The organism is Lysobacter soli (genome assembly GCF_009755585.1).
In the GTDB taxonomy this organism is placed as follows: Bacteria; Pseudomonadota; Gammaproteobacteria; order Xanthomonadales; family Xanthomonadaceae; genus Lysobacter_J; species Lysobacter_J soli.
On sequence record NZ_CP046603.1, the window covers coordinates 2,160,614 to 2,182,207 of the forward strand.

18 protein-coding genes are annotated in these 21,594 nt (G+C 68.4%); 11 read left to right on the top strand and 7 right to left on the bottom strand.

From position 1 onward, the window contains the following. From GOY17_RS09670 to GOY17_RS09685, 5 genes are all read left to right on the top strand, one after another. The gene (locus tag GOY17_RS09670) at window positions 1-363 is read left to right on the top strand and encodes a hypothetical protein (protein ID WP_157030235.1); all 363 of its coding nucleotides are present in this window, start codon (window positions 1-3) and stop codon (window positions 361-363) included. Then, window positions 360-1,502, top strand: coding sequence for a hypothetical protein (locus tag GOY17_RS09675; protein ID WP_157030236.1), 1,143 nt, complete (start codon window positions 360-362; stop codon window positions 1,500-1,502). Before GOY17_RS09670 ends, GOY17_RS09675 begins: the two co-directional genes overlap by 4 nt. Window positions 1,503-1,529: 27 nt before the next feature. Continuing rightward, complete coding sequence (locus GOY17_RS09680) at window positions 1,530-6,278, top strand: D-alanyl-D-alanine carboxypeptidase family protein (protein WP_157030237.1); 4,749 nt, start codon at window positions 1,530-1,532, stop codon at window positions 6,276-6,278. A gap of 525 nt (window positions 6,279-6,803) precedes the next feature. Continuing rightward, window positions 6,804-7,226, top strand: a complete 423-nt coding sequence (locus GOY17_RS18785; RefSeq protein WP_198173635.1) for an NlpC/P60 family protein — start codon at window positions 6,804-6,806, stop codon at window positions 7,224-7,226. A 125-nt stretch (window positions 7,227-7,351) separates the two neighbouring features. Continuing rightward, on the top strand, window positions 7,352-9,793 hold the full coding sequence (locus tag GOY17_RS09685; RefSeq protein WP_198173636.1) for a protein kinase domain-containing protein: 2,442 nt from the start codon (window positions 7,352-7,354) through the stop codon (window positions 9,791-9,793). 13 nt (window positions 9,794-9,806) lie between these two features. Here GOY17_RS09685 and GOY17_RS09690 read toward each other — a convergent pair whose 3' ends face one another. From GOY17_RS09690 to GOY17_RS09715, 6 genes are all read right to left on the bottom strand, one after another. Next, window positions 9,807-10,748 carry a hypothetical protein gene (locus GOY17_RS09690; protein WP_157030239.1) on the bottom strand — a complete coding sequence of 314 codons (942 nt, stop codon included), beginning with the start codon at window positions 10,746-10,748 and terminating at the stop codon, window positions 9,807-9,809. Between the two features lie 4 nt (window positions 10,749-10,752). Beyond that, window positions 10,753-12,048: a hypothetical protein gene (locus GOY17_RS09695; RefSeq protein WP_157030240.1), complete on the bottom strand. Its 1,296-nt coding sequence runs from the start codon at window positions 12,046-12,048 to the stop codon at window positions 10,753-10,755. Next, complete coding sequence (locus GOY17_RS09700; RefSeq protein ID WP_157030241.1) at window positions 12,045-12,890, bottom strand: hypothetical protein; 846 nt, start codon at window positions 12,888-12,890, stop codon at window positions 12,045-12,047. The genes GOY17_RS09695 and GOY17_RS09700 overlap by 4 nt, the downstream gene beginning before the upstream one ends. Then, a complete protein-coding gene (locus GOY17_RS09705) occupies window positions 12,887-13,378 on the bottom strand; it encodes a putative periplasmic lipoprotein (RefSeq protein ID WP_157030242.1) in 492 nt (163 codons plus the stop codon). Before GOY17_RS09705 ends, GOY17_RS09700 begins: the two co-directional genes overlap by 4 nt. A 129-nt stretch (window positions 13,379-13,507) precedes the next feature. Then, window positions 13,508-14,161, bottom strand: a complete 654-nt coding sequence (locus tag GOY17_RS09710; protein ID WP_232338393.1) for an LpoB-related protein — start codon at window positions 14,159-14,161, stop codon at window positions 13,508-13,510. A gap of 304 nt (window positions 14,162-14,465) precedes the next feature. Further along, window positions 14,466-15,635: a zinc-dependent alcohol dehydrogenase gene (locus GOY17_RS09715; protein ID WP_157030244.1), complete on the bottom strand. Its 1,170-nt coding sequence runs from the start codon at window positions 15,633-15,635 to the stop codon at window positions 14,466-14,468. A gap of 249 nt (window positions 15,636-15,884) precedes the next feature. On the opposite strand from GOY17_RS09715, the gene GOY17_RS09720 reads away from it, so the two are divergent. From GOY17_RS09720 to GOY17_RS09740, 5 genes are all read left to right on the top strand, one after another. Further along, entirely contained in the window at window positions 15,885-16,769 is an 885-nt protein-coding gene (locus GOY17_RS09720; RefSeq protein WP_157030245.1) for an SDR family oxidoreductase, read from the top strand. 85 nt (window positions 16,770-16,854) lie between these two features. Then, entirely contained in the window at window positions 16,855-17,388 is a 534-nt protein-coding gene (locus tag GOY17_RS09725) for a hypothetical protein (RefSeq protein ID WP_157030246.1), read from the top strand. Between the two features lie 460 nt (window positions 17,389-17,848). Continuing rightward, window positions 17,849-19,129: an SDR family oxidoreductase gene (locus tag GOY17_RS09730; protein ID WP_157030247.1), complete on the top strand. Its 1,281-nt coding sequence runs from the start codon at window positions 17,849-17,851 to the stop codon at window positions 19,127-19,129. Further along, window positions 19,110-19,574 carry a DUF2269 family protein gene (locus GOY17_RS09735; RefSeq protein WP_157030248.1) on the top strand — a complete coding sequence of 155 codons (465 nt, stop codon included), beginning with the start codon at window positions 19,110-19,112 and terminating at the stop codon, window positions 19,572-19,574. The genes GOY17_RS09730 and GOY17_RS09735 overlap by 20 nt, the downstream gene beginning before the upstream one ends. Before the next feature lie 59 nt (window positions 19,575-19,633). Further along, on the top strand, window positions 19,634-20,023 hold the full coding sequence (locus GOY17_RS09740; RefSeq protein WP_157030249.1) for a hypothetical protein: 390 nt from the start codon (window positions 19,634-19,636) through the stop codon (window positions 20,021-20,023). Window positions 20,024-20,047: 24 nt separating this feature from the next. Here GOY17_RS09740 and GOY17_RS09745 read toward each other — a convergent pair whose 3' ends face one another. Continuing rightward, window positions 20,048-20,311, bottom strand: a complete 264-nt coding sequence (locus GOY17_RS09745) for a hypothetical protein (protein ID WP_157030250.1) — start codon at window positions 20,309-20,311, stop codon at window positions 20,048-20,050. Window positions 20,312-20,681: 370 nt separating this feature from the next. On the opposite strand from GOY17_RS09745, the gene GOY17_RS09750 reads away from it, so the two are divergent. Then, window positions 20,682-21,464 (top strand): OBAP family protein, encoded by a 783-nt coding sequence (locus tag GOY17_RS09750; RefSeq protein ID WP_157030251.1) that lies wholly within the window; start codon window positions 20,682-20,684, stop codon window positions 21,462-21,464. Window positions 21,465-21,594: the final 130 nt, after the last annotated feature.

Below are 21,594 nucleotides of genomic sequence, written 5' to 3' on the forward strand. Positions count from 1 at the left end.
TTGGCCATGGCAACCGACAAACCGTCCGCGGCAAACAACGCAACGCTCGAGGCCCGCATCGCGGTGCTGGAGGAGCTCTTCGTCCGCCTTGCGCAGGCGGGCGCGACCGAAACCATCCTCGACCACGGATTCAAGCGCGTGTCGCGCCGTTTGAAGACGGTGTCGGAGCGACTGGAAGGCCTCGCCTTCCAGATGGAGCCACTGCGCTCCCTGGAAGCGCTGGCGCCACAGGTGCCCGACTTCAGGACCGTCGACCAGCTCAAGGTCGATCACCTCCTGGAAGCGCTGGATCCGGGAACCGCCCCGCGGCCCGCGCCGCCCGCACCCGACCCCTGCGTCGATCAACTGAGGAGCGCGTCATGATCCGCCAACTCGTCAAGGGCATCATCGCCCAGGGATTGCCGGCGACGCCGTCGTACGCGGCGGTTCCCATCGGCAACGCGCAGCTCGCCGAACTGGCGGTGCTCACCGCCGATCCGCTTGACCTGGCGCTGTATGTCGAGCAGTACTGGAACTCGTACAACGGATCCGCCGGGCCGGCGCGCAGCGCGCTGTGGCCGGTGGGCCGCTTCACGTCCATCGCCACGCCCGCGCCGATCGAACCGCCCACGGCCGCCAAGGCCGGCGTCCCCAGCTGGGACCACCTCGCCTACGGTTACGTGATCGAGAACTCGCGCGCGAGCCAGATCCTGCGTCGCGTCGTCCGTGAATACCGCAACGGCGAATCGCTCGGCGTTCCCTCGCCCGAAACGCGGCGCTGGCTCGATGCCACCGAGGCGCTGCTGCACGGCGCGGCGAACCTGATCCCGCCCTGGCTGTCCACCAGCGCCGCGCGCCAGGACCCGGAGGCCGTACGTCGCAACGCGTACTGGCGACTGCTCGGCATGGACCTGGCGTTCGGCACCGAGGACAACCGCCCCGCCGAGTTCGTGCGGGCCAGCGCCGCGAACAACGACTTCGTGCGCCTGTTCGAGGAGCTGCTGTTCGAGCTGTGGCGCGCGATCTCCAACTTCAAGAACCTGGTCGCCGGCAACGAAACCGACCAGGACCGCATCTTCCGGATCGCCGAGGAACTGCAGTTCGTGCTGCGCTCGCGGCGGATCGGCCAGATGCTCGACCGCGAGGAACTGGCGGCGGTCACCGTGCAGGGCTGGATCGAACTCTCGCTGGGGGACTTCAGCCCGGTCGTCGATGACCTGAAGGCGCAATCGACGTCCTCGCCCAACCGGCTGCGGCTGATCGGCAACAAGGTCGGACTGCCGGCGCACAGCAAATCCGCCGCACTCCTGTCGATGAGCGAGCCGATATCGCTCCTGCTGCGCACCATCGAATCGCAGGTCATCACCGCCGGCACCGTGGCGAAGCTGTACCAGCCGGGCACGCCGATCGGCGAAGCGTCGCGACGCGTCATCACCGAGTGGTCGGCCGCGACCGGACGCGACCTCAAGGCGCGCGCCAAGCCGGTGGAGATGAACCGACCACGGCTGGTGCGCGTGCAGTGACGTTGCGACTTCCCCGGAGGATTGCCCATGTCCGCCGCAGCATCGAACCATCCACACGATCCGCTCGGCCTGGATGCGCCGTTCGCGGAGGGCCGCGACGAGGCCGACCGCTTCGAAACGGGCGCGGACTGGCGCGAGTCGGGCGAGTCGCCCTACGCGGAGTCACCTTACGCCGAATCGATCGCAGTCGAGGGTTACGCCGATAGCGGGGAACGCCTGGCCTGGCTCGACGTCGAAGCCGAGCGCGGCGACGCGGCGTCGAGCGAGGGCTTCGTGCCGCATGACGAAGACCTGTACGAGGACCTGTACGAGGATCCGGGCGAAGCGCGGGAACACGAACGGGTGTCCGAGAGCGGAGGCGGCGTGGAAGCCGAAGCCGGGATGGGATTCCTCGACGACGAGGAGCGCGACGCATTCGAGGCGGCCGAAGCGCATGCGGAATCGGAAGACCGCTTCGAACCGGAGGCCGGAAATCCAAACGCCCCGCTGACCGCGCAGCAACGCGCGTGGATCCTCGCGCTGGACCGCTCCGCCATCGAGCGCGTCGCCGACACCACGCTGCGCGAGCGGTTCCTGCAACAGGACTGGTCTGACATCGAGTTCCCCGGGAACGTGCCCAAGGGGCAGACCGCGACGGCCGCGATCAAGCAGCACTGGGTGCTCTCGCGTTCCCTGTTCAACGCGATGGCCGGCGTGGTGCCCGAACGCCGGGTGCCTTCTTCCATCCGCTTCCGCGAGCGTGCGACGGCGAAGGTGCCGGGCCAGGATTCGCAGCGGCTGTATCCCGAAGCGCGCGATGCCTTCGTCCGCATGCACGCGGCGGCCCGGGCCGACGGCGTGGACCTGGTCATCCTCTCCTCGTGGCGCAGTCGTGCGCGGCAGGCTGCCGCCAGCGCGAATCAACCCAACCCGAACGCCGTCGCACGGAAGGCTTCGGCGCACATGTACGGCCTGGCCATCGACGTGCGGATGGCGGTGCCCGGCCTGCCGGTAAAGGAGATCAACACGCGCGTGGATCGCGCGACGGCCGCCAGGGCCGGGACGTCGGCGAAGATGGGAAACCTGGTGCGCATGTACCGCTCGCCGGTCTACAAGTGGCTCTCGTTGCGGGCCAGCGAGTTCGGCTGGTTCCCGTACCGGAACGAACCGTGGCACTGGGAATACAACCCACCCGGGCTGAAGGCCCGCTTCGAGGCCGCCACGCGCGGCGAGCTGGAGGGCGAGGCCGTCGCTGGATCGCCACCCGCGTGGAGCGAAGACGAAGGCGAATCGCCCTACACCGAGGCGGAATACGAACCCACGCGCGAGGCGGCGCTTCGCGGCGAAGGCGAAGACGAAAGCGAAGCCGATGCCTCGCCAGGCCTGCGCACCTTCACCGCCAGCGCGCTGCCGGTGAAGCTCGCCGTGTACGTGACGCAGGCTGCGCGCCGGGCCGGCAGCGTCGAGATGCTGGTGTTCGCGCACGGACTGGACCTGTGCAAACCCGTGCTGAAGAACCGCCCCGCATCCTTCGTCACCGGCGCGCCGTTCAAGCTGGGCGAGCTGGTCGAGGCCAGCGGCAGGCCCATCGTGCTGGTGGTGCCGTTCCTGGACTGGGAGCGGCTGGCGTCGAACGCGATGGCGTTCGGTCGCAAGTGGCATCGCCTTGCGCAACCCGAGGTCTTCAATCGCGTTGCGGCAGAGGCGCTTGAAGTGGCGCGCGGCATCGCTGGCGCGAGCGGCGCATTGGCGCTCTCCCGCCTGATCCTGGCGGGCCACTCGCGCGCCTACGGATTCCTCGATGCATTGGCGAACGCCCACGCCGCGCCGCAGATGCGGACCGGCGCCTTGTCGCGGCCATTGCACGTGTGGGCGCTGGACACGACCTACTCCGCGCCGATCGCCGACTGGCGCGGCTGGCTGCGCTCGCGCGAGGACATGGTCGCGACGGTCGTGTTCCGTCATGGCACCTACCGGACGAAGGCATCGAGCGTCCCGCGCGAACTCACCACCGGCGTACGTGGCCGCGACTTCACCCGACTGGCCGCGTCGAGCGGGGGCCGCATGACCGTGATGCCCGTGACGGCCGGCAAGGTGTCGCACTGCGCGATCCCCTCCGTCTACCTGCCGCGCCTGCTCGCCGCCCTGCCCCCGCCGGCGTCGTCCGGCGAAGACGAACACGCCGGGGAAATGTTCGACGCCAACGAAGACGAAGCGGGCCTGGTCACCGAAGCCGAGGCTGAAGCGCAGGGCGAGTGGGAGGATGAGGCCGAAAGCGGGATTTCATACGGGTACGAGAACGAACGCGACGACGAATACGGGGACGAAAGCCAGGCCGGCACGCCTGGCCGCTTCGACGCCTTCAACGACCTGCGCGACACGGAATGGTCGAGCGAGTCGGGCGAGGAACTGGCCGGATCGTTCGACGAATCCGCGCCGCTTTCGTTCGAGCCGGAGGAGGAAGACGAAGCCGGACTGTCGAAGAGCGGGCTGACGCCGGCCGAACAGAAAGCCGTGGAAATCACCAGCCTGTTCGAAACCGGCAAGCGCGGCGGCTTCTACGGGCTCAGCGGAAACTTCGACGGACAGGGGCTTTCGTTCGGCCTGGTCAACTGGACGATGGGCACCGGCAGCCTGCAACCGCTGCTGCGCGACTTCGCGAGGGAGAACCCGGCGCGCTGGGCGCAGGTCTTTGGCGCGGATGCATCGCGCTTCCTGGAGCTGATCGCGCGCAAGGACAAGGCTTCGCAGAAACGGCAGCACCGCTTCGCCATCGAGGAGATGAACACCCGATCCGTCAACGCGCGCGGCAGGCGTGTTTGGACCGTGCGCCAGCCGTGGGTCGGCTATTTCCGGCGATTGTCGGAGGACGCCGCGTTCCAGCAGATCCAAGTGCGCTACGTGCGCGACCTGCTCGTCGCGGCGGACGGCTACTGCCGCCAGTTCAAGCTGACCAGCGAACGTGCGTTGTGCTTCATGTTCGACGCCGTATCCAGCCACGGGAAATGGTGGCTGAAGAAGAAGTTCGACGGTGTCGAGAAGCGCCGCGTGCTGGTCGAACAGGCGCTGCAGGCATTGGCCGCGCGCTACGGCGCGGGACGCATCCCCGAGGCGGACGTGCTGCTTGCCATCGCGGACGCACTGGCCACCACCTCCGCGCAGCGGTGGGCCGAAAAGGTGCGCACGCGCAAGCGCTGGTTCGTCACCGGCGAGCATCCGCGCAAGCGCGAATTGCAGGGTCTGTTGCCGCGGGCGCAGGTGCCGTACACGACGTCGGCATCGAGCCGCGAGCCCGGCACATCGCGCGAATCCGGCGAAGCCTGGGCCGACGAGGAATCCGGGAAAGCCGATGCAGCCGGCGATGCGCAGCTGATCCTCGGCAAATGGACGGTGTGGGTACAGGATTGGGTGTGGGAATACGAGTTCCTGCCGGGCGGAAAGTCGCGTTGGCGGGACACGCGCAGCCAGGAGAAGGGCGAAGGCCGCTGGAAGCTCACGGCCAAGTCGGTGGAGCTGACGTGGATCGATTCCACTACCACCGAAAGCTGGCCCCGCCCGCTGGCGCCCGCGCACCAGACGATCCAGTACCGCTCCAGCTATTACACCGGCGCCTCGCGCGCGCAGAAGATCGGCGGCGCCGGCGCGACCGTGCCTGCCTGGGCGGACGCCATCGATCCGTTCCCGCCGGCCATGGCCCTGTCGCTCGATACGGCCGACGCGCGTCTGTCGTCCGCGTTCGCCGCCATACCGGGCAGCAGCGTCAGCCACCTGTGCGCCGCGGTCGCCTGTGCGAAGGACGATCCGGTACCCGTGCCGTTCGCAACGTTGAACGGCGACGACATGGTGTTCGTGGGCAGCATGTCCAAGGTCGCGGTGATGTACGCCGCGTTCGCGCTGCGTGCGCAGGTACGCGTGTTCGCGCGGAAGGCGCGCGAGAACGGCATCACCACGGCACCCGAGCTGTTCGCGCTGATAAAGCATGCGTGGTCGCCGAAGTTGCGGGCGTTGTTCCCGTCGCGCCCGACGCGCAGTTTCAATATCGGCCAGGACATCACCGTGCCCCAGGTGGACACGATCTTCACGATGTCCGCGAGCGGCGACATCGAATTCGCGAAGGCGACGCCCCCGAAGACCGACGCCGAGTTCGACAAGGTCCGTGACAAGGGCGCGCCCATCGGGCTGTTCCATGACTGGATGCGCCTGATGATGCGCTGGTCGAACAATGACGCCGCCAGTCGCTGCATCCTCGCGCTGGGCTATTTCTACCTCAACGGATTGTTCGCACGGAACGGCTTCTTCGCCGGCGGCAAGGGCATCTGGATCTCCGGCGACTATGCCAAGCACGACTGGGTGGCCTCGGAAACCGAACGCCTGTCCAACGCCGCCGGCGTCGCGCTGACGCCGCGATGGGCCACCGCGCAGCAACGCACGAAGAGCAACTTCGTCGGGAATGCCTTGCAGTACGGACGTCTCATGGCGGCGATGGCGACCGGGAAACTGGTGGATCCGGCCGCGTGCGTGGAAATGCGCGCGCTCGCCGATCAGCTGTCCGGCGGCATCCGCAGTTACGGAGGCAACGGACTGATCGCGGTGGGCCGCACACCGAGCGCGCTTTCGTCGAAGATCGGCTTCGGCGACGACAGCTTCAGCCACGACTCGCTGATCGTGGAGCGCACCGACGGCGCCAGCGGCAAGCGGATCCGTTACGCCGCCGTCGTGCTCGGCGCGAAGAACCGGCAGCATCTGAAGGATCTGTTCGTGCTGCTGGACGAGGCCGTGCTGGTGCGCACGCCGTGACGCGCGCAACGCGGCGAACGGCCCCGCGGGATATCGCATGATGGTCACCTCCGCGTACCGGATCAGGACGAGCTCCCTCGTCGGCAGCGTGCAGCAGGTCGCGATCTTCGACCCGCGCTCGGCACGCTGGCTGGCATCGTTCACGGTCGGCGCGCATACCGTCGTCCTGCGCGGTCCGTCGCGCACATTCCGCGAAGGCGGGCTCGCGGTACGGCATGCCACGTGGGTCCGGACGTATCCGCAGCCGTTCCGCGAGAGCCGGTTCGATGCCGGCTGGCTGGCGTCGGCACTGGAGGCGAACCAGTGCGGCGAGCCCGACATCCTGGCGCTCGCGATGCAGTACCTCTCCGGGAGTCCGCCGCTCCATGACGTTGACGCCCCCCGGTTGCAGATCGCGGGCGATGCGAGTTACGGCCCGCTCACGGGCGACACGCGCGAGGAAGGATCGGATTTCAACGACTACCTCGGCGTCGCGTGGACCTACGAAGGCGAAGCGACGGATCCGCCGGAGCATCGCCAGTTCCGATGCCTGACTGCTCGGGCTACGTGCGGATGGTGTTCGGCTATCGCCGGAACATGCCGGGCGCAACCAGCCCCATCGCGCTGTGCCGCACGCCGGGGAAGGACAAGGCAGCGCTTCCCCGACGCGCACACGAGATGGCGAGCCACGGCCCCGGCGTGCTTGTCGTCAGCCCTTCCACGCAGCAGGCGACCTGTTTCGCGGACCTGCTGCCCGGCGACCTGGTGTTCTTCGATGCCGATCCCGACGACGGGCCGCAGATCGACCACGTCGGCATTTATCTGGGTCGCGATGCCGACGGCCACCGGCGCTTCGTTTCAAGCCGGAAACGCGCCGACGGCCCGACGATGGGCGACGTCGGCGGGCGTTCGATCCTCGATGGCGACCGACTGTATGCACGCGCGTTCCGCGCAGCGCGCCGGCTGTAGCGGGCGCCGTTGCGCTACAGGCCGGACGGAGCGGGCGCTCTCCCTGTTCAGCCGCCGCCGGCCCCATCTTGCTTGTGCTGCCCGCACCCGCTGCGCGATCCTTTCCGCGCATCAGGGGGAAACACGTGGGACATCAGGAATCTTCGGCGACGCCGCCTGCGGGGTCGTTGCCGGGCGTGTGGCGGTTCGGCGACGCCGTGCTGGACGAACAGCTGGCTGCGTTGAAGCTCGCCGGCGCCGAGGTCGAACTCGACCGCAGCGGCTACGACGTGCTGCTCGCGCTGCTTCGCCACGCCGGCGAAGTGGTGACGAAGGAGGAACTGCTCGAAGCCGGCTGGCCCGGGCGGGTCGTGTCCGAGAACTCGCTCGCCAAGGCCATCGGCCGCCTGCGCCAGGCGCTCGGTCCGCAGGGCTCGGCCATTCGTGCCGTGCACGGTTACGGTTACCGGCTCGCCTCGCCGGTGAGTTTCCAGCCCGTGGCGGACGATCGCACCTTCGTTCGATCGCATGCCGGCCCGGAGCTGCAGGAAGGCGATGCGATGCCGGAGCGTCCCGGCTGGCGACTCGTACGCCGACTAGGCGAAGGCAGCGCCGGCGCGACGTTCCTTGCGCGCTCGGACGAGGGCGAGGAACGCGTCGTCAAGATCGCCACGAACGAAGGCGGCCTGCGAGGACTCAAGCGCGAGATCGCGCTGGCGCGCTACATCGGCGCGGTGCACGCGGACCTTGCCGACGTGGCGCGCGTGCTCGGATGGAACCTCAGCCAGCCGCCGTTCTTCCTCGAACTGCCCTACTTCGCCAACGGCCATCTGGGCGAATGGGCCACGCGGCCCGATGGCCTGCCGTCGCTGTCGCGCGCGCAACGTGTCGCGCTGTGTGCGCAGCTGTGCGATGCCGTGGCGGGGCTGCACGAGATCGGCGTGATCCACAAGGACCTGAAGCCGGAAAACCTCTATCCCGTTCGCGACGCCGCCGGCCAGTGGCGGATCGTGCTCGCCGATCTCGGCGTCGGCGAGGCCATGCATGCGCCGCGCCTCATCGAACTGGGCATCACGATGAGCATCGCCGCGGACCAGATGTCCGAGCGCGCCGGAAGCCTGCTCTATCTCGCGCCGGAAGTGATCGCCGGCGAGATGCCGACCCAGCGCAGCGACGTGTTCGCGCTCGGCGTGCTGGTGTACCAGCTGATCGTCGGCGACATGCGCCGGTCGCTCGCGCCCGGTTGGGAAGCGGACATCGACGACGAACTGCTGTGCGAGGACATCGCCCTCGCCGCGGCCGCCAATCCGTTGCGGCGATTGCTGCCCGCACGTGGCTTGGCGCGCAGCCTGCGTCATCTCGAAGAGCGTCGTCTGCAGTTCGTCGCCGAGCGCGACGCACGCGTCCAGCACGCGCGGCTGCAACGCGCGATGGATCGCCAGCGGGCACGACGGCCGTGGCTGGTCGCGACCGCGGCCGCGCTGGTCGTGGGCCTGGGCGCCGGATCGATCTTCTACATGAAGGCGCTCGAAGCCGGACGCGTCGCGCGCGAGAACGCAGCCGTCGCCGATGCGGTGAACCGCTTCTTCAACCAGGACGTGCTCGGTGCCGCGTCGCCCTATGCGGCCAACGGCAAAAGCGAGCCGACGATCCGCGAGGCGCTCGACCGCGCGGTCGTGCACATCGACGAGCGGCTGCGTGACCAACCCATCGTCGAAGCGACGGTGCGCATGACCATCGGCGAGGTGTACGGCGAAGCGATGCAGATCCCGCAGGCGATCGAGCAGGAGCGTCGCGCGCTTGCCTTGTTCGAACGCCATCTCGGGCCCGGGGATGCGCGCACCCAGCAGGCGCGCTACCGCCTGGCGACCGATCTCACCGACGACTCGCGTTTCACCGAAGCCAGGGCGCTGATCGACGACACCGATGCGCTCCGGCGCAAGCTCGAACTGGACGATGTCGAAACCACACTGATGTCGCGACGCGCCGGTTGTTACTGGTACATCCGGCGCGCGCAGTACGACGCGGGGTTGCCGGCGTGCGAGGGCGTTGTCGAATCGCAGCTGGCATTCGATGCGAGCGACCACACCGCGCTGATCCAGGCCCGCACCAACCTCGCGGTGCTGCACAGCCGTGCCGGGCGTATCCGGCAGGCCGAGGAGCAGTTCGCGATGGTGGACGCGAGCTTCGCCGAATCGAACGACCATGGCAGCCCTACCCGGCTGCGCGTGGATTATCTGCACGGCATGAACCTGCTCGCCCTCGGGCGGCTGGACGAGGCGGCGCGGACGCTCGGTGCGGCGCATCGCGGTTCGGTGGCCGCGTTGGGGGCGGACAATCCGCACACGCTGGAGGTGCAGATGGGCCTGGCGAAGTTGCACCTGGCCCGCTCGAGGCCCGCCGACGCGATACCGCTGCTGCAATTCGCGCATGCGGCCTACCTGCGACAGCTGGGCAAGGACAGCCACTTCACGATGGAGGCGCGCGACGTGCTCGACGACGCGCTGTGCGCGGCGGCACGCGGCACGCCGGATGAAGCCGCCGCGTGCGACGCCAACGCCGCACGCGACGCGCGCCCCGAGGCGTGAAACCCGCAGCGCCTCAGGGCGCGACGGGCGCCTGCACGGCTTCGCTGAACTTCGCGCCGCCGTTGTAGGCGAAATACACGTGCACGGTTTCGCCCTTGGCGAGCACCGTCTCGTGTACTTCCTGCGTCGACTGGCCGAACCGGCACGTGCCCCGCCCTTGCGGGTCCGCCGCCACGGCCACTTCCACCTTGCCGGCCGGCACCTTGAAGCGCGCGGTTTCCGCGTCTTCGAGGCGGGCGGCCCAGCGCCCGTTGATGTAGACGGCGGCGAAGCACGCGCCGGCTTTCCACGCCTTGCCGCGCGTGACCTGCAACGTGCCCCACGGACCGCGCACCGGCTCCTGGTAGGCGAACACGCGATCGGCCGGTGCATCGGCCGCCGGCGTCGCCGGCACGCCGGCCGCACGCAGCGCGTTGCGGGCGGCGACCTTGTCGGCGGCTTCCTTTTCCACCTGCTGCGCCGCGTGCGCCGCGTAGGCCTCCGACGCCGTGTCGCGATAGGTCGCCGACGCCTGCAGTTCGCCGCGCTTGGTGACCTTCATGTCGTAACCATTGTCGGACAGGCTGACGGTGGTCTCGTAGCCCATCATCTGGTCGAACACGAGCGTCTTCGCATCGACGACGCGGGCCGTCGCATTCGGCGCACGCGCGACGTCGAACAGCAGTTCGCCGGGGCGCTTGCCCGGCAGGATGCGCATCTTCGGTATCTCGCTACCGCGAGGGTCGGTGCCCGTTTCGACCATCACCTTGCCGGGTTCTTCCCACTGGATGCTGCGCGACTTGGAGGCGTAGTTCGGCCAGCCGCTCACGTCCTGCCCGGCGAACGTTCGCCCGACCAACGTCGCGTACGGACCCCACACCGCCGGATCGGCGGACGCGGCGTCCTGCGCGTGAGCGAGGTTCGTATACAGCGCGCTCGACAGCGCAAGCGCCATGCAGGTTTTCAGGATTCGCACCACGTCACTCACCTCCAGCCAGGGCTTCGTCGTTCGACACGAAGCGACGTTCCATTTCGTTGCGGAATGCCACGTCGCGCGTTTCGTTGCGCTTCTGCAGCGACTTGCGTTCGCCCGCCGACAGGTTGCTCACCGCCTGCACGCGAAGTGCGCCCGGTTCGCGGGCGCGGTACAGCACCAGGCGGCACGCGCCGGCGGTGCGGTCGATCACCGGCGCGGCGATGGGATAACGCTCGCCGTCGGCGGTCTGCTCGGCGATGGACAACGCCGTCTTCGCACCGCCCTTCACGAACGTGCCGTAGATGCGGTCGGGAAGGTTGTCCCAGTAGCGGATGTCGGCCTTGGGCTTGCTCGCCGAACTGACCAGCACCGCGGCGATGCCGACCACCGCCAGCGCGCCGGCGGCGCCGCCGCCGTCGTTGAGGCTGACGGCCATCGTCGCGCCCTGGATGCCGATGCCGGCCACCGTTTCGGTGCCTTTGCGGAAGCTCGCCTTGCCGTCGAGGATCGCGTCCACCTGGCGGCCACCGAGCGTGGACGCCTGCCAGCCGAGGTCGCCGAGCAACGGCAGTTCCTGCGTGCCGGCGTGTGCGGACACGAACGGGTTGTCGCCGGCCTTCAGCTGCATCGCCTCGCCGTAGGAACCCGTGGCGGTCTTCACCGGCGAGGTGCCCGACTCCACCAGCACCAGCGTCGTGAGACCCTTTGCCGGCGCCTTGAGGCCCTCGGGTTTCTGCGTGGCCGCACGCTGGTAGAAATCGGCGGCCATGCCCGCGTCGCCGGCGCAGGTCGACGACCAGCCCGACAGCAGCGACATCATGCCGAAGTCGCCGGCGTAGGTTTCGTGGCCGGAGATCGTGTCCTGGTACTCGGCCGAACGGAAACTCGCACGCGCGTTTTCGTAATCGCCGCTCGCCATGAACAACAGGCCGCGGTAGTAGTACGTCATCGCGCGCTCGTACGGCTCGCCCTTGAAATCCTTGCTGCCTTCGGCGGACCAGAGCGAACGCGCCTTCTTCGCCGAATCGGAGTTGGCGTAGATCAGTTCGATGCGTTCCAGCGCGGCGTCGAAGGCGCGCTCGGCGACGTCCAGGTGCCCCTGGTCGATGGCCTCCAGCCCGAGCCGCTGCAGGTTGAGCACGGCGCCCCACTCGCCTTCGGCGAGCAGCGTGTCGTAGTACGGGCGCAGGCCGGCTGGCAACGCCGACGGCGCATCCTGCGCGAAAGACGGCGCGGTGCAGGCCAGCAGCGCGGAGAACAACGCGGCGCGGCCGAGGTTCATCGTGGTGCGCAGGCTCATCGACGCACCATCGCGTCGGCCATGCGGTGACCGGTTTCGTTCGCCAGCACGCGTGCGGTGTCGGCCTGCGTGGCGGGCGCCGCGGTACCGCGTTCGAAGCCGCCAGCCGTTGCCACGTAGGGACGCACCGCGGGTTCGCCCGCGTCGGCCGGCGTGTCGAAATCCAGCAGCGTCTCGCCGGTGGCGATCGAACGCAGCGATACATGGAAGCGGCGTCCCGACGCCGCATTGCCGTCGGCGCTGGAGGTCACCTCCATCAGGAAATCCGCGTGACCGACGAGCGCGCCGGTCTCGATCGCATGCAGGTTCGGCCGCTCGCCCTGCGCCGCCTGCCCCGCCAGCCGCGTGGCCAACGTGCGGTCGATGAAGCGGACGCCGCCCTGGCGCAGTTCGGACATGAAGACCGACTGCATCGAACGGGCATCTGCCGACAGCGCGGCGTGCGTGGGGCCCTCGCCTTCGACGAAGGATTCGCTGCGCTGGTGCAGGTGCGCCTGCGCACCGGCGACGGCAACGCCGACCGGACCGCTGGATCCGTCGACTACGCCGTCGACCTGCGCGGCATTGCCATGCACGCGGCGGTCGAGGGTTTCCACGTCGCGATAGCGCGTGGACACGGCGTCATCGAGCGTGGATTCCCAGAACAGCATCACGCGGTTGCGTGCGCCGAGCCGGCCGCGCAATGCGGTCCACGGCGTGGCGACCTGCTGCACCGGGCGCGCGGCCGGCGTGAGCACCGTCGGCTGCCCGGGGCGCATCTGTGCGCCGGTCACCGCCGGCACGGCGAGGCCCGCCGTCGCGGCGCACGCGAGCGCGCAGGAGAGCAGCGTCCGGCGGCTCACGGGTTGCGCGCCAGTTCGATGTAGTAGTGCGCGGCCTTGCCCGTGGAGAACGAGGACTCCTGGTACACCGCCATGCCGCCCGCGGGCAGGAACACCGTGCGCCATGCCGACACCGGCTCGGCCGGCGCCATGCCCGCATCGAGGAACGCCGTGCGTGCGCGCACGCTCATCGGCGCACCGGTGCAGTTGGCCAGTCGCGCATTGACCTGCACGGTGCCGCCCGCGGTGTTCTGCGTGGCCAGCTGCTGCACGATGACGCTGTTGTAGAGGCCGGAATCGCTGATCAGCACCGCATCGGCCGGGATGTCCTTCACCGAACCGTAGGCGGTCGACGTCAGCGCCGGGCCGCCGACGAGCGCACTGGCCTTCAGCGCCTTGTAGTCGCACTTGAGCATGGCCTGCGGACGTGCGGCCGGCGTGGACGAACAACCGGCCAGCGCGAGCGCGATCACCGCGGCCGAAACGAGGATGGAAGCGGAGGATTGCATGGCGTCTCCTTCAGGGAACTCGCGAGTGGATGCCGCGCGCGGAACCGGGCACGCCGCGTCAGCGGCGGCCGGTCGTCCCGGCGGCACGTGTGTTGGGATGGAAGGCGCGCCGTCGCGGCGCGCGGGACGTCAGCGGTAGACCACGTCGTCGGCAGCGGCGCGCTGGAACTCGTACATGCCGCTCCACACGACCGCGCCGGTCTCGGCGTCGACCAGTTCGAACGCGATCTGGTTGTAGCGCTGGATCACGCCGCTCTTCGGGTCCCGGCTGTCGAGCGTCATGATCGCGCCGCCGAGGAAGTAGTCGACGCCGGCCTGGGCGCCGGTCATGCCGGTCGTGCCCACGTCCGTGACGCCTTCGCGCTTGAGCTCGCGCTGCTTGGCGACCATCCCCGCGTAGCGCTGACCGACGAAGGCCATGCGGCCCTGCGAGGCGCGGTTGAGTTCGGTCATCAGCCGCTGCGTGATCATGCGGCGGTTGATGATCTGCGAGCCCTCGTTCCGGAACTCCTGCTCGTCGATCAGGATGCGCGGCGGCTTGGACAGCCCGTTGAGGAAGCCGCTGGCGAACATGTCGCGCGCCATCTGGTTGGTCATCGACTGGATGTCGTGCGCCTCGATGCCGACGCCGGTGACCAGTCCCTTTTCCGACGGATCGAGATCGCGCGCCTGGACGCCGTTGCGGTTCTCGAGCTTGCGTTCGCGCGCCTGGCCTTCCCCGGCCGGCAGACACGCGGCGGCGAGTACCAGCCAGATGCCGGCACTGAAATGTCTTGCAGTCACGATTTCCCCCTGGAGTGCTGGACCGCCCGGCGCACCGGGCCGGCATCGCGGCCGGCCCCGCGGCCGGCGGGACGGGCGAAGTGGACCACCGTCACATCCCGGAGTCTTTTCCGAGCGCTGAAATCTTCTGAAAAGTTATGAATCGCGGCGCGGATCGTGCGGCAACCCGTTGTTGGTCAAGCACTTGCGAGCGACCCGCGCGAGCGCATCCCGCTTCGCCAAGGCGCCGTTGTCGCCGCGGAGCAGTTCCCGGCAGCCATGAAGGCAGGACGGCGCCGCCGGTCCGCCCTTCCCCGCGCGCCGGTCAGTCCGGCGTCAGCACCACCTTGCGGCAGTTCTCCTGCTTCTTCTCGAAGACCTCGTAGCCCTTCGGGGCGTCGGACAGCCGCATGCGGTGGCTGATGATGACGTCCGGGTGCAGCTCGCCATTGGAGATATGTTCCAGCAGCTGCGGCATGTACTGCTGCACGTGCGTCTGGCCCATGCGGAAGCCCAGGCCCTTGTCGAAGGCGTCGCCGAACAGGAAGCCGTGGATGAAGCCGGCGTACACGCCGGGCACGCTGACGATGCCGCCGCGCCGGGTCGCCGCGATGCACTGGCGGAGCGCCTTGCCGCTGGAGCCCTCCAGCTTCAGCGTCGTCATCGCCGTTTCCAGCTTGCTCCCCTTGGCCTCGAAGCCCACCGCCTCGATCGACGCATCGACGCCGCGGTTGCCCATCAGCGACACGATGAGCGCGGCGGGATCCTCTTCCTCGTCGAAGTCGATCGTCTCCACGCCATAGGTATCGCGCGCGAATTCGAGCCGGTACGGATGGTGGTCGATCATGAAGATGCGCTCCACGCCGAGCAGCCGCGCGCAGGCCGCGGACATCATGCCCACCGGGCCCGCGCCGAAGATCGCCAGCGACGAGCCGGGGCCCACCGCCGCATTGAGCACCGCCTGGTAGCCCGTCGGCAGGATGTCCGACAGGAACAGCACCTGCTCGTCGCGAAGCGTGCTGTCCGGAATGACCAGCGGGCCGACGTTGCCCTGCGGCACGCGCACGAACTCCGCCTGCCCGCCCGCGTAGCCGCCGTACAGGTGCGTGTAGCCGAACATCCCCGCGCCCGGTCGCGCGTCCTTCTTGTTGAGGATCGCGCCACGGTCGGGGTTGGTGTTCTCGCACGCCGCGAACAGCGCACGGCTGCAGAAGAAGCAGTCGCCGCAGGAAATGGTGAACGGCACGACGACCCGGTCGCCGCGACGCACGCGCGTGACGGCCGGACCGACGTCCTCGACGATGCCCATGAATTCGTGGCCGAGGATGTCGCCATCCTTCATGCCCGGCACCTTGCCGCGATACAGGTGCAGATCGGAGCCGCAGATCGCGGTGGCCGTCACGCGCAGCAGGACATCGGTGTCCTCGAGGATCGTCGGATCGGGCACGTTCTCGATGCGTACATCGTACGAGCCCTGCCAGGTCAGTGCTTTCATCTGCCGCTCCTGCGTCGTGTGTACCTGAATGATCTCCCGCAAGACGCATGCCACCCGCCGCACCGTGCAGGCGGCCTCGACGGCGCGTAGTGCGTGAAGCGGGTCGATCGCGGCAGAAAAAAGTTCACGAATGGCCTCGGTGTTGCGGATCGCGCGCGTCTTCGATGTGAATCCGATTGCCCGCGTGCGTCACGCGCATGAAACACATGCGATGGGACCGTAACTGCGGAACGCGAACAGGAGCAGGAAGTGGCACGACACAAGCCGATCGAACGCCAGGTCATCGTCATCACCGGCGCCAGCAGCGGCATCGGGCTGGCGACGGCGCTGACGGCCGCGGAAAAAGGAGCGACGGTGGTGATGCTCGCGCGCAGCGAGCAGACCCTTGCGGAGATCGCCGAGGAAATCCGCGCGAGCGGTGGACGCGCATTGGCGCTTACCGTCGACGTGGGCGATGCCGACGCGGTCGCCGAAGCCGTCGACCGCATCGTCGCGGAGTTCGGACGCATCGATACCTGGGTGAACAACGCCGGCGTCTCGATCTACGGATCGCTCGACGAAATCGGGCTGGAAGACGCGCGGCGCCTGTTCGACACGAACTTCTGGGGCGTGGTGCACGGCAGCCTCGCCGCCCTGCCCCATCTGCGTCGCGAGAACGGCGCGCTGATCAACGTGGGCAGCGAAGTCTCCGAGGCCGTGGTCCCGCTGCAGGGCATGTACACCGCGAGCAAGCACGCCGTGAAGGGCTTCACCGACGCGCTGCGCGTGGAAGTGGAGAACGTCGACCGGTCGGGCATGTCGGTGGTGCTGATCCAGCCAACCGCGGTCAACACGCCCTTCCCCGAACATGCGCGCAACTACATGTCGCGCGAGCCGAAACTGCCCGACCCGCAGATTGATCCGGCGCAGGTCGCCGCCGCGATCATCGAGGCGGCGCAGAGCGGCGGTCGCGACATCAAGGTCGGTTCGATGGCGCGACTGAACGTGATGGCCTCGCGCCTCATGCCGCGCGTGGCCGATCGCCTGTCCGCACGGCAGGTCGACAAGCAGCAACTCGACGAGGCGCCCATCCGCCCGCAAGGCACGCTGTACGAAGCGGGCCAGGCAGGCCGCGTGCACGGATCCCATCGCTGATCCGCGGATGCGGCGCCGCCGGTATCACGGCTACTTCACCATGTTCGATGTGTCGTAACAGGCGACGGATCCACACACATCACGCATGGACTGGTCTTCCACAACATGGGGTTTCCTCGCGCTGTACTGGGTCTGGGTGATCGCCGGTGCGCTCGATTTCGCATGCCACCGGCGCACGGACCTTCCGCACACGTCGGGTGTCGCCGAATCATCGATGCACCAGGTGCAGCTGGCCTTGTGCGGGTCGGCGACGGTGCTCGTCCTGCTGTTCGAGCCGACCGCAGGACTGGCGGCGCTGCTGCTGTGCATCGTGCTCGCGCATGCGTGGGCGGGGTTTCGCGACACGCGGTTCGCGTTCGACTCAGGCCGCACCATCCTTCCGATCGAACAGCACATCCACAGCGTGCTCGACATGGCGCCGTGGATCGCGTGGGCGATCGTGGCGTGGCATGCCGCGAGCGCGCCTGCGCTGGAATGGTCGCTCAGTCTGCGTCGCCCCGCAGCTGATGCCGCGCTCTGGATCGCGGTGCTGCTGCCGGCGCTGGCGCTATGCGTCCTGCCTGCGCTCCGGGAATTTCGCGACGCATGGCGCGCGAAGGCGGGTGCTTCGCATGCCTGAGCTTGCGCAGCGCCAGATGCGCCAACGTCAGTCCGGCTCCGAAGGCGACGTACGACGACACCATCCCGGCCGCCGAGAGATGCCGCTCGAAGCCCGGCGTCAGCCGCTTGGGCACGACGTGGTAATCGACGACGTACGCGGTGACGGCGGTCGCCGCGCCCAGCGCGGTCACGCCGCGCGGCGTGCAGGACGCCGCCTTCAGCTCGAACCATCCCGCCCACCACAGCGAACTTGCATGGTGGATGGCGTAACCCAGCGCGGTATGCCGGACGTCGGTGCGGTGTCGCCGCATCGCGGGGTCGCCCCACACCCAGTGGCTAGTCGCATTCACGCCGCTTGCCGCCTTTCCGGTCCGCGCGCGCGAGAACGCCGCGACGACCACCGACGACAGGGCGCTGGCCATGGAACCTGACACCAGCGTGCGCGACAACCAGTCGCCGACTTTCGCACGGAGCGCCCGATGCGAATCCTGCTGACCGGATCCACCGGCATGATCGGTTCGGCGCTGGTCGAGCGGTTGCTGCGCGATGGACATGAGGTGGTCCTGCTGGTTCGCGATCCTGCCGCGGCGGAAGCGCGGTGGCCGGCCGCGCAGATCGTGCGCGGAAGTTTCGGGGACGACATCGCCTGGGCCGACCACCTGCAGGGCGTCCACGTGGTGATCAACGCGGCGGGTCGCTTCGGAACCCAAGCAAGCCAGACGCTGGATGCAGTGCACGTGAAAGGGCCCGTCGAACTGTTCCGTGCCGCGACCGCCGCGGGCGTGGAGCGCATCGTGCAGATTTCCGCGCTCGGTGCGGATGCAGCGCGGCCCGAGCCGCACCTGTCGACCAAAGGTCGTGCCGATGCGGAACTCGCGGCCTTGCCAATACGCAGCACGATCGTGCGCCCATCGCTCGTGTTTTCTGTCGACAGCCCGAGTACGCGCTGGTTCGCGGCCCTCGCGCTGCTCCCGCTCACGCCGCTGCCCGCGGGCGGCGAGCAGGAGGTGCAGCCCGTGCATGTCGACGACCTGTGCGACGCCATCGTGCGCATCGCGACGCTGCCCGATCCGCCGTCGGAGGTGGACGCCGTCGGTCCGCGTGCGCTCACGCTCCGCGCGTACCTCACTCAGTTCAAGCAGAAGTTGAACGGCTGGGGCGGCTTCATCGTCGTGCCCGGCTGGCTGCTCCGGACGATGTCGGCGCTCTTCGGCTGGGCGAGCCCGTGGCTGTCGCCGGCCTCGTTGAGCATGCTCGCGTCCGGATCGTCGGCACCGGCCGAGGGTTTCTCAAAGGTGCTCGGACGCGCGCCCCGCGATGTGTCGACGTTCGTGCACCCGGGCAATCGTTCGGCACTGCGACGCGAGGCCATGCTCGAATGGCTGCGTCCGCTCCTGCGCGCCACGCTCGTCGTGTTGTGGATCGTGACGGGTCTGGTGTCGGCATTCGTCTATCCGCGCGAGGCGAGCCTGGAGCTGCTCGCGCGCACCGGACTGCACGGCTTCGTTGCGGAGATCGCGCTGTACGGCGCCGCCGCGCTGGACGTCGTGCTCGGCGTCATGCTGCTGTTCCCTGCCTGGCGGCGCCTCAGCTACACGGCGCAACTGCTGCTCATCACGTTCTACACGCTGGTCATTACGTGGTGCCTGCCCGAGTACTGGGCGCATCCGTACGGACCGATCCTCAAGAACCTGCCGCTGCTGGCGGCGATCGCGCTCGCTCGCGAACTGGATGCGCCCGATGGACGTCATCGTCGTTAAATTCCTGCATGTCCTGTCGTCCACGTTCCTGTTCGGAACCGGCGTCGGCACCGCCTTCTACCTGCTCGTCGCCAGTCGCTCGCGCAACGTGCAGGTCGTGGCGGCGATCGCGCGCTACGTGGTCGTCGCGGACTGGATCTTCACCGCCACCACCATCGTCTTCCAGCCGCTGAGCGGGCTCTACCTCGCGCACCGGCTCGGCTACCCGTTGAGCTCGCCGTGGCTGTACTGGTCGATCGTGCTGTTCGTCATCGCAGCCTTGTGCTGGCTGCCGGTGGTCTGGATCCAGATGCGGCTGCGCGACCTGGCCGTGGACGCGGCGAACCGGGGCGAAGAACTGCCGCTGCGTTACCACGGCTATCTGGGCGCGTGGGCCGCATTGGGCGTGCCCGCATTGATCAGCTTCCTGGTGATCTTCTACCTGATGGTGGCGCGGCCGGCCTGAGCGGTGGCATCGAACTTGCGACGGTTCCGTCTGCTAGTCGTCAGTACCGGTAGGCCTCCATGCACAAGCATCTCCTGCTCGCCCAGCCTCGCGAACGTCGCAGTGGGATTCCGGCAGCGTCCGGCGCAAAACTGCATCGCATCCCGCCCACGCCTTCACGATGCCGCGACGTGAGCGCGCTCGGCATCGTGTGCGCGCCGGCGGCCACATACCGCGGCTATACGGTGACGGTGGTGCTGGATCGGCTCGCGGTCGGCGATCGCTGGACGGGACGCGCGACGATCGCATCTAGCCGTTCGCCGAGCAGGACGTTGCTGGCGCTTTCGTTCGAGCGGTTGCCGAGGCAGCGAGGCGGCGATCGCGCACGACTGATCGTCTTGCGCGCTGCGCTGGAGGCGATCGACAACGCGCACCGCAGCGGCCGCGAAGTCTGCGCTGCGGACGCCTGAATCGCGTACTAAGGCCCCGCCCGCTCAGCCGCGCCCGGAGCGGATGATGTCCTGCGCTAGCTCACGCAGCAGCTCCGGCGCATCCGGACTCGCGTCGGCGTGCCACTCCACGCGTTGCCCATCCGGCCTGACCAGCGCGAGCGTCGACCCACCGCTGGCGTCGTCCGTCTCGATTTCGATATGCCAGCCGGGCGGCAGGCTGTCTCCCATCAGGTGTATGTCGGGGACGATGTTCGAAAAGTGTCTTGGCGTCATTGCGTGTGCCGTGCGATCCGCACGGACTTCCATTCCGTCTGCTCGATGGTGATGAGGCGCGCAACAGTCGTGCCAGTCGCGATGTCGCGGCGCACGAACGGAAGAGCCCGCCGCAGCGACTTCGCGCATGCCCATGGAAAGTCTCGCGAGGCCAAAGCCCGCAGGAAGATCGTGGCCCGCTGCGCTACTGCAGGGCACGCTCGCGCTCCGCGCCACCCGAGCGCATTGAAGTTTATGCAGCGCCCGGAAAATTTCTGCAGGTCCGCGCTTCGATGGTGAACCACACGAGCTCGCTGCGTCCGCGATTCCGCGTGGCATCGAACTTGCGTTGCATTCCTCGTGTCAGGGGCGCATGGGACGGCCCGCTCGTTTCACCGGCGTCATCACGATCGAGGGTGGAAGCATGGAAACAGCGCATGCCAGGCATGCCGCACGGAAAGCGGCGTCGGGCCTGGTCGTAATCGCCGCAGCGCTGGTCACGGCGTGCGGAGGCGCGACCGCACCGGCGGTCGCCCCACCCGGCGACGACAAGCAGCCGCGCACGGAAGCCCTCGAAGCCGGTGCCGCACTGCTGCAGGACAACGGCCCGCTCGCACGCCACGACATCCACCTCGTCGGTTTCCATCCGATGAAGGACGAGCCGAGCCACCAGATGGAAGCGCACCACTTCTGCCGGCAGGTCAACGAGGACTTCGCTCAGTGCGCGCTGTTCGACGGCAACACCGCGCAGGCGAACCTCACCGGTGTCGAGTACATCGTGTCCGAGAAGGTGTTCGCGCAGCTTCCCGCGGAAGAACGCCGGTACTGGCATCCGCACAACGCGGAGATCCTGACCGGCCAGCTGATCGCACCGGGGATTCCCGCGCCTGCAGAACATGCGCTGATGAAGTCGAAGATGAACAGCTACGGCAAGACGTGGCACACGTGGCATTCGCGCATGGGAACGCAGCCGGCCGATGCCCTGCCATTGGGCCCGGCGATGCTCGCGTGGTCGTTCAATCGCGACGGCGAAGTGCAACCGGCGCTGGTCGAAGCGCGTGATCGGAACCTGGGCGTCTCGACGAAGGACATCCGCCGTCAGCGCCAGGATCTGGTGCCGCTCGCACATCCGCAGGTCGGCGTGGACGCGTTGCGCGAGCGGTTTCCGGATGCAACGCCCATTCCGGGCGTGACGGAGCAGCCGTAATGGCGTCGGTGATGCGCACGTTGTGGAACTGCGAACGAACACGCTCTCCGTCCAGTTGGTCGACTCGCACGCTGCTTCTGCTCGCCCTCTGCATCGTTGCGTCGGCAGGCGCTCAAACGCCTCGCGATGG

Excerpts from the sequence above, each read along its gene's own strand:
- GOY17_RS09715 (WP_157030244.1), bottom strand. The coding sequence starts at position 15,635 with ATGAAAGCACTGACCTGGCAGGGCTCGTACGATGTACGCATCGAGAAC.
- GOY17_RS09675 (WP_157030236.1), top strand. The coding sequence starts at position 360 with ATGATCCGCCAACTCGTCAAGGGCATCATCGCCCAGGGATTGCCGGCG.
- GOY17_RS09725 (WP_157030246.1), top strand. The coding sequence starts at position 16,855 with ATGGACTGGTCTTCCACAACATGGGGTTTCCTCGCGCTGTACTGGGTC.
- GOY17_RS09695 (WP_157030240.1), bottom strand. The coding sequence starts at position 12,048 with ATGAGCCTGCGCACCACGATGAACCTCGGCCGCGCCGCGTTGTTCTCC.
- GOY17_RS09735 (WP_157030248.1), top strand. The coding sequence starts at position 19,110 with ATGGACGTCATCGTCGTTAAATTCCTGCATGTCCTGTCGTCCACGTTC.
- GOY17_RS09705 (WP_157030242.1), bottom strand. The coding sequence starts at position 13,378 with ATGCAATCCTCCGCTTCCATCCTCGTTTCGGCCGCGGTGATCGCGCTC.
- GOY17_RS18785 (WP_198173635.1), top strand. The coding sequence starts at position 6,804 with ATGCCTGACTGCTCGGGCTACGTGCGGATGGTGTTCGGCTATCGCCGG.
- GOY17_RS09745 (WP_157030250.1), bottom strand. The coding sequence starts at position 20,311 with ATGGAAGTCCGTGCGGATCGCACGGCACACGCAATGACGCCAAGACAC.
- GOY17_RS09730 (WP_157030247.1), top strand. The coding sequence starts at position 17,849 with ATGCGAATCCTGCTGACCGGATCCACCGGCATGATCGGTTCGGCGCTG.
- GOY17_RS09680 (WP_157030237.1), top strand. The coding sequence starts at position 1,530 with ATGTCCGCCGCAGCATCGAACCATCCACACGATCCGCTCGGCCTGGAT.
- GOY17_RS09740 (WP_157030249.1), top strand. The coding sequence starts at position 19,634 with ATGCACAAGCATCTCCTGCTCGCCCAGCCTCGCGAACGTCGCAGTGGG.
- GOY17_RS09750 (WP_157030251.1), top strand. The coding sequence starts at position 20,682 with ATGGAAACAGCGCATGCCAGGCATGCCGCACGGAAAGCGGCGTCGGGC.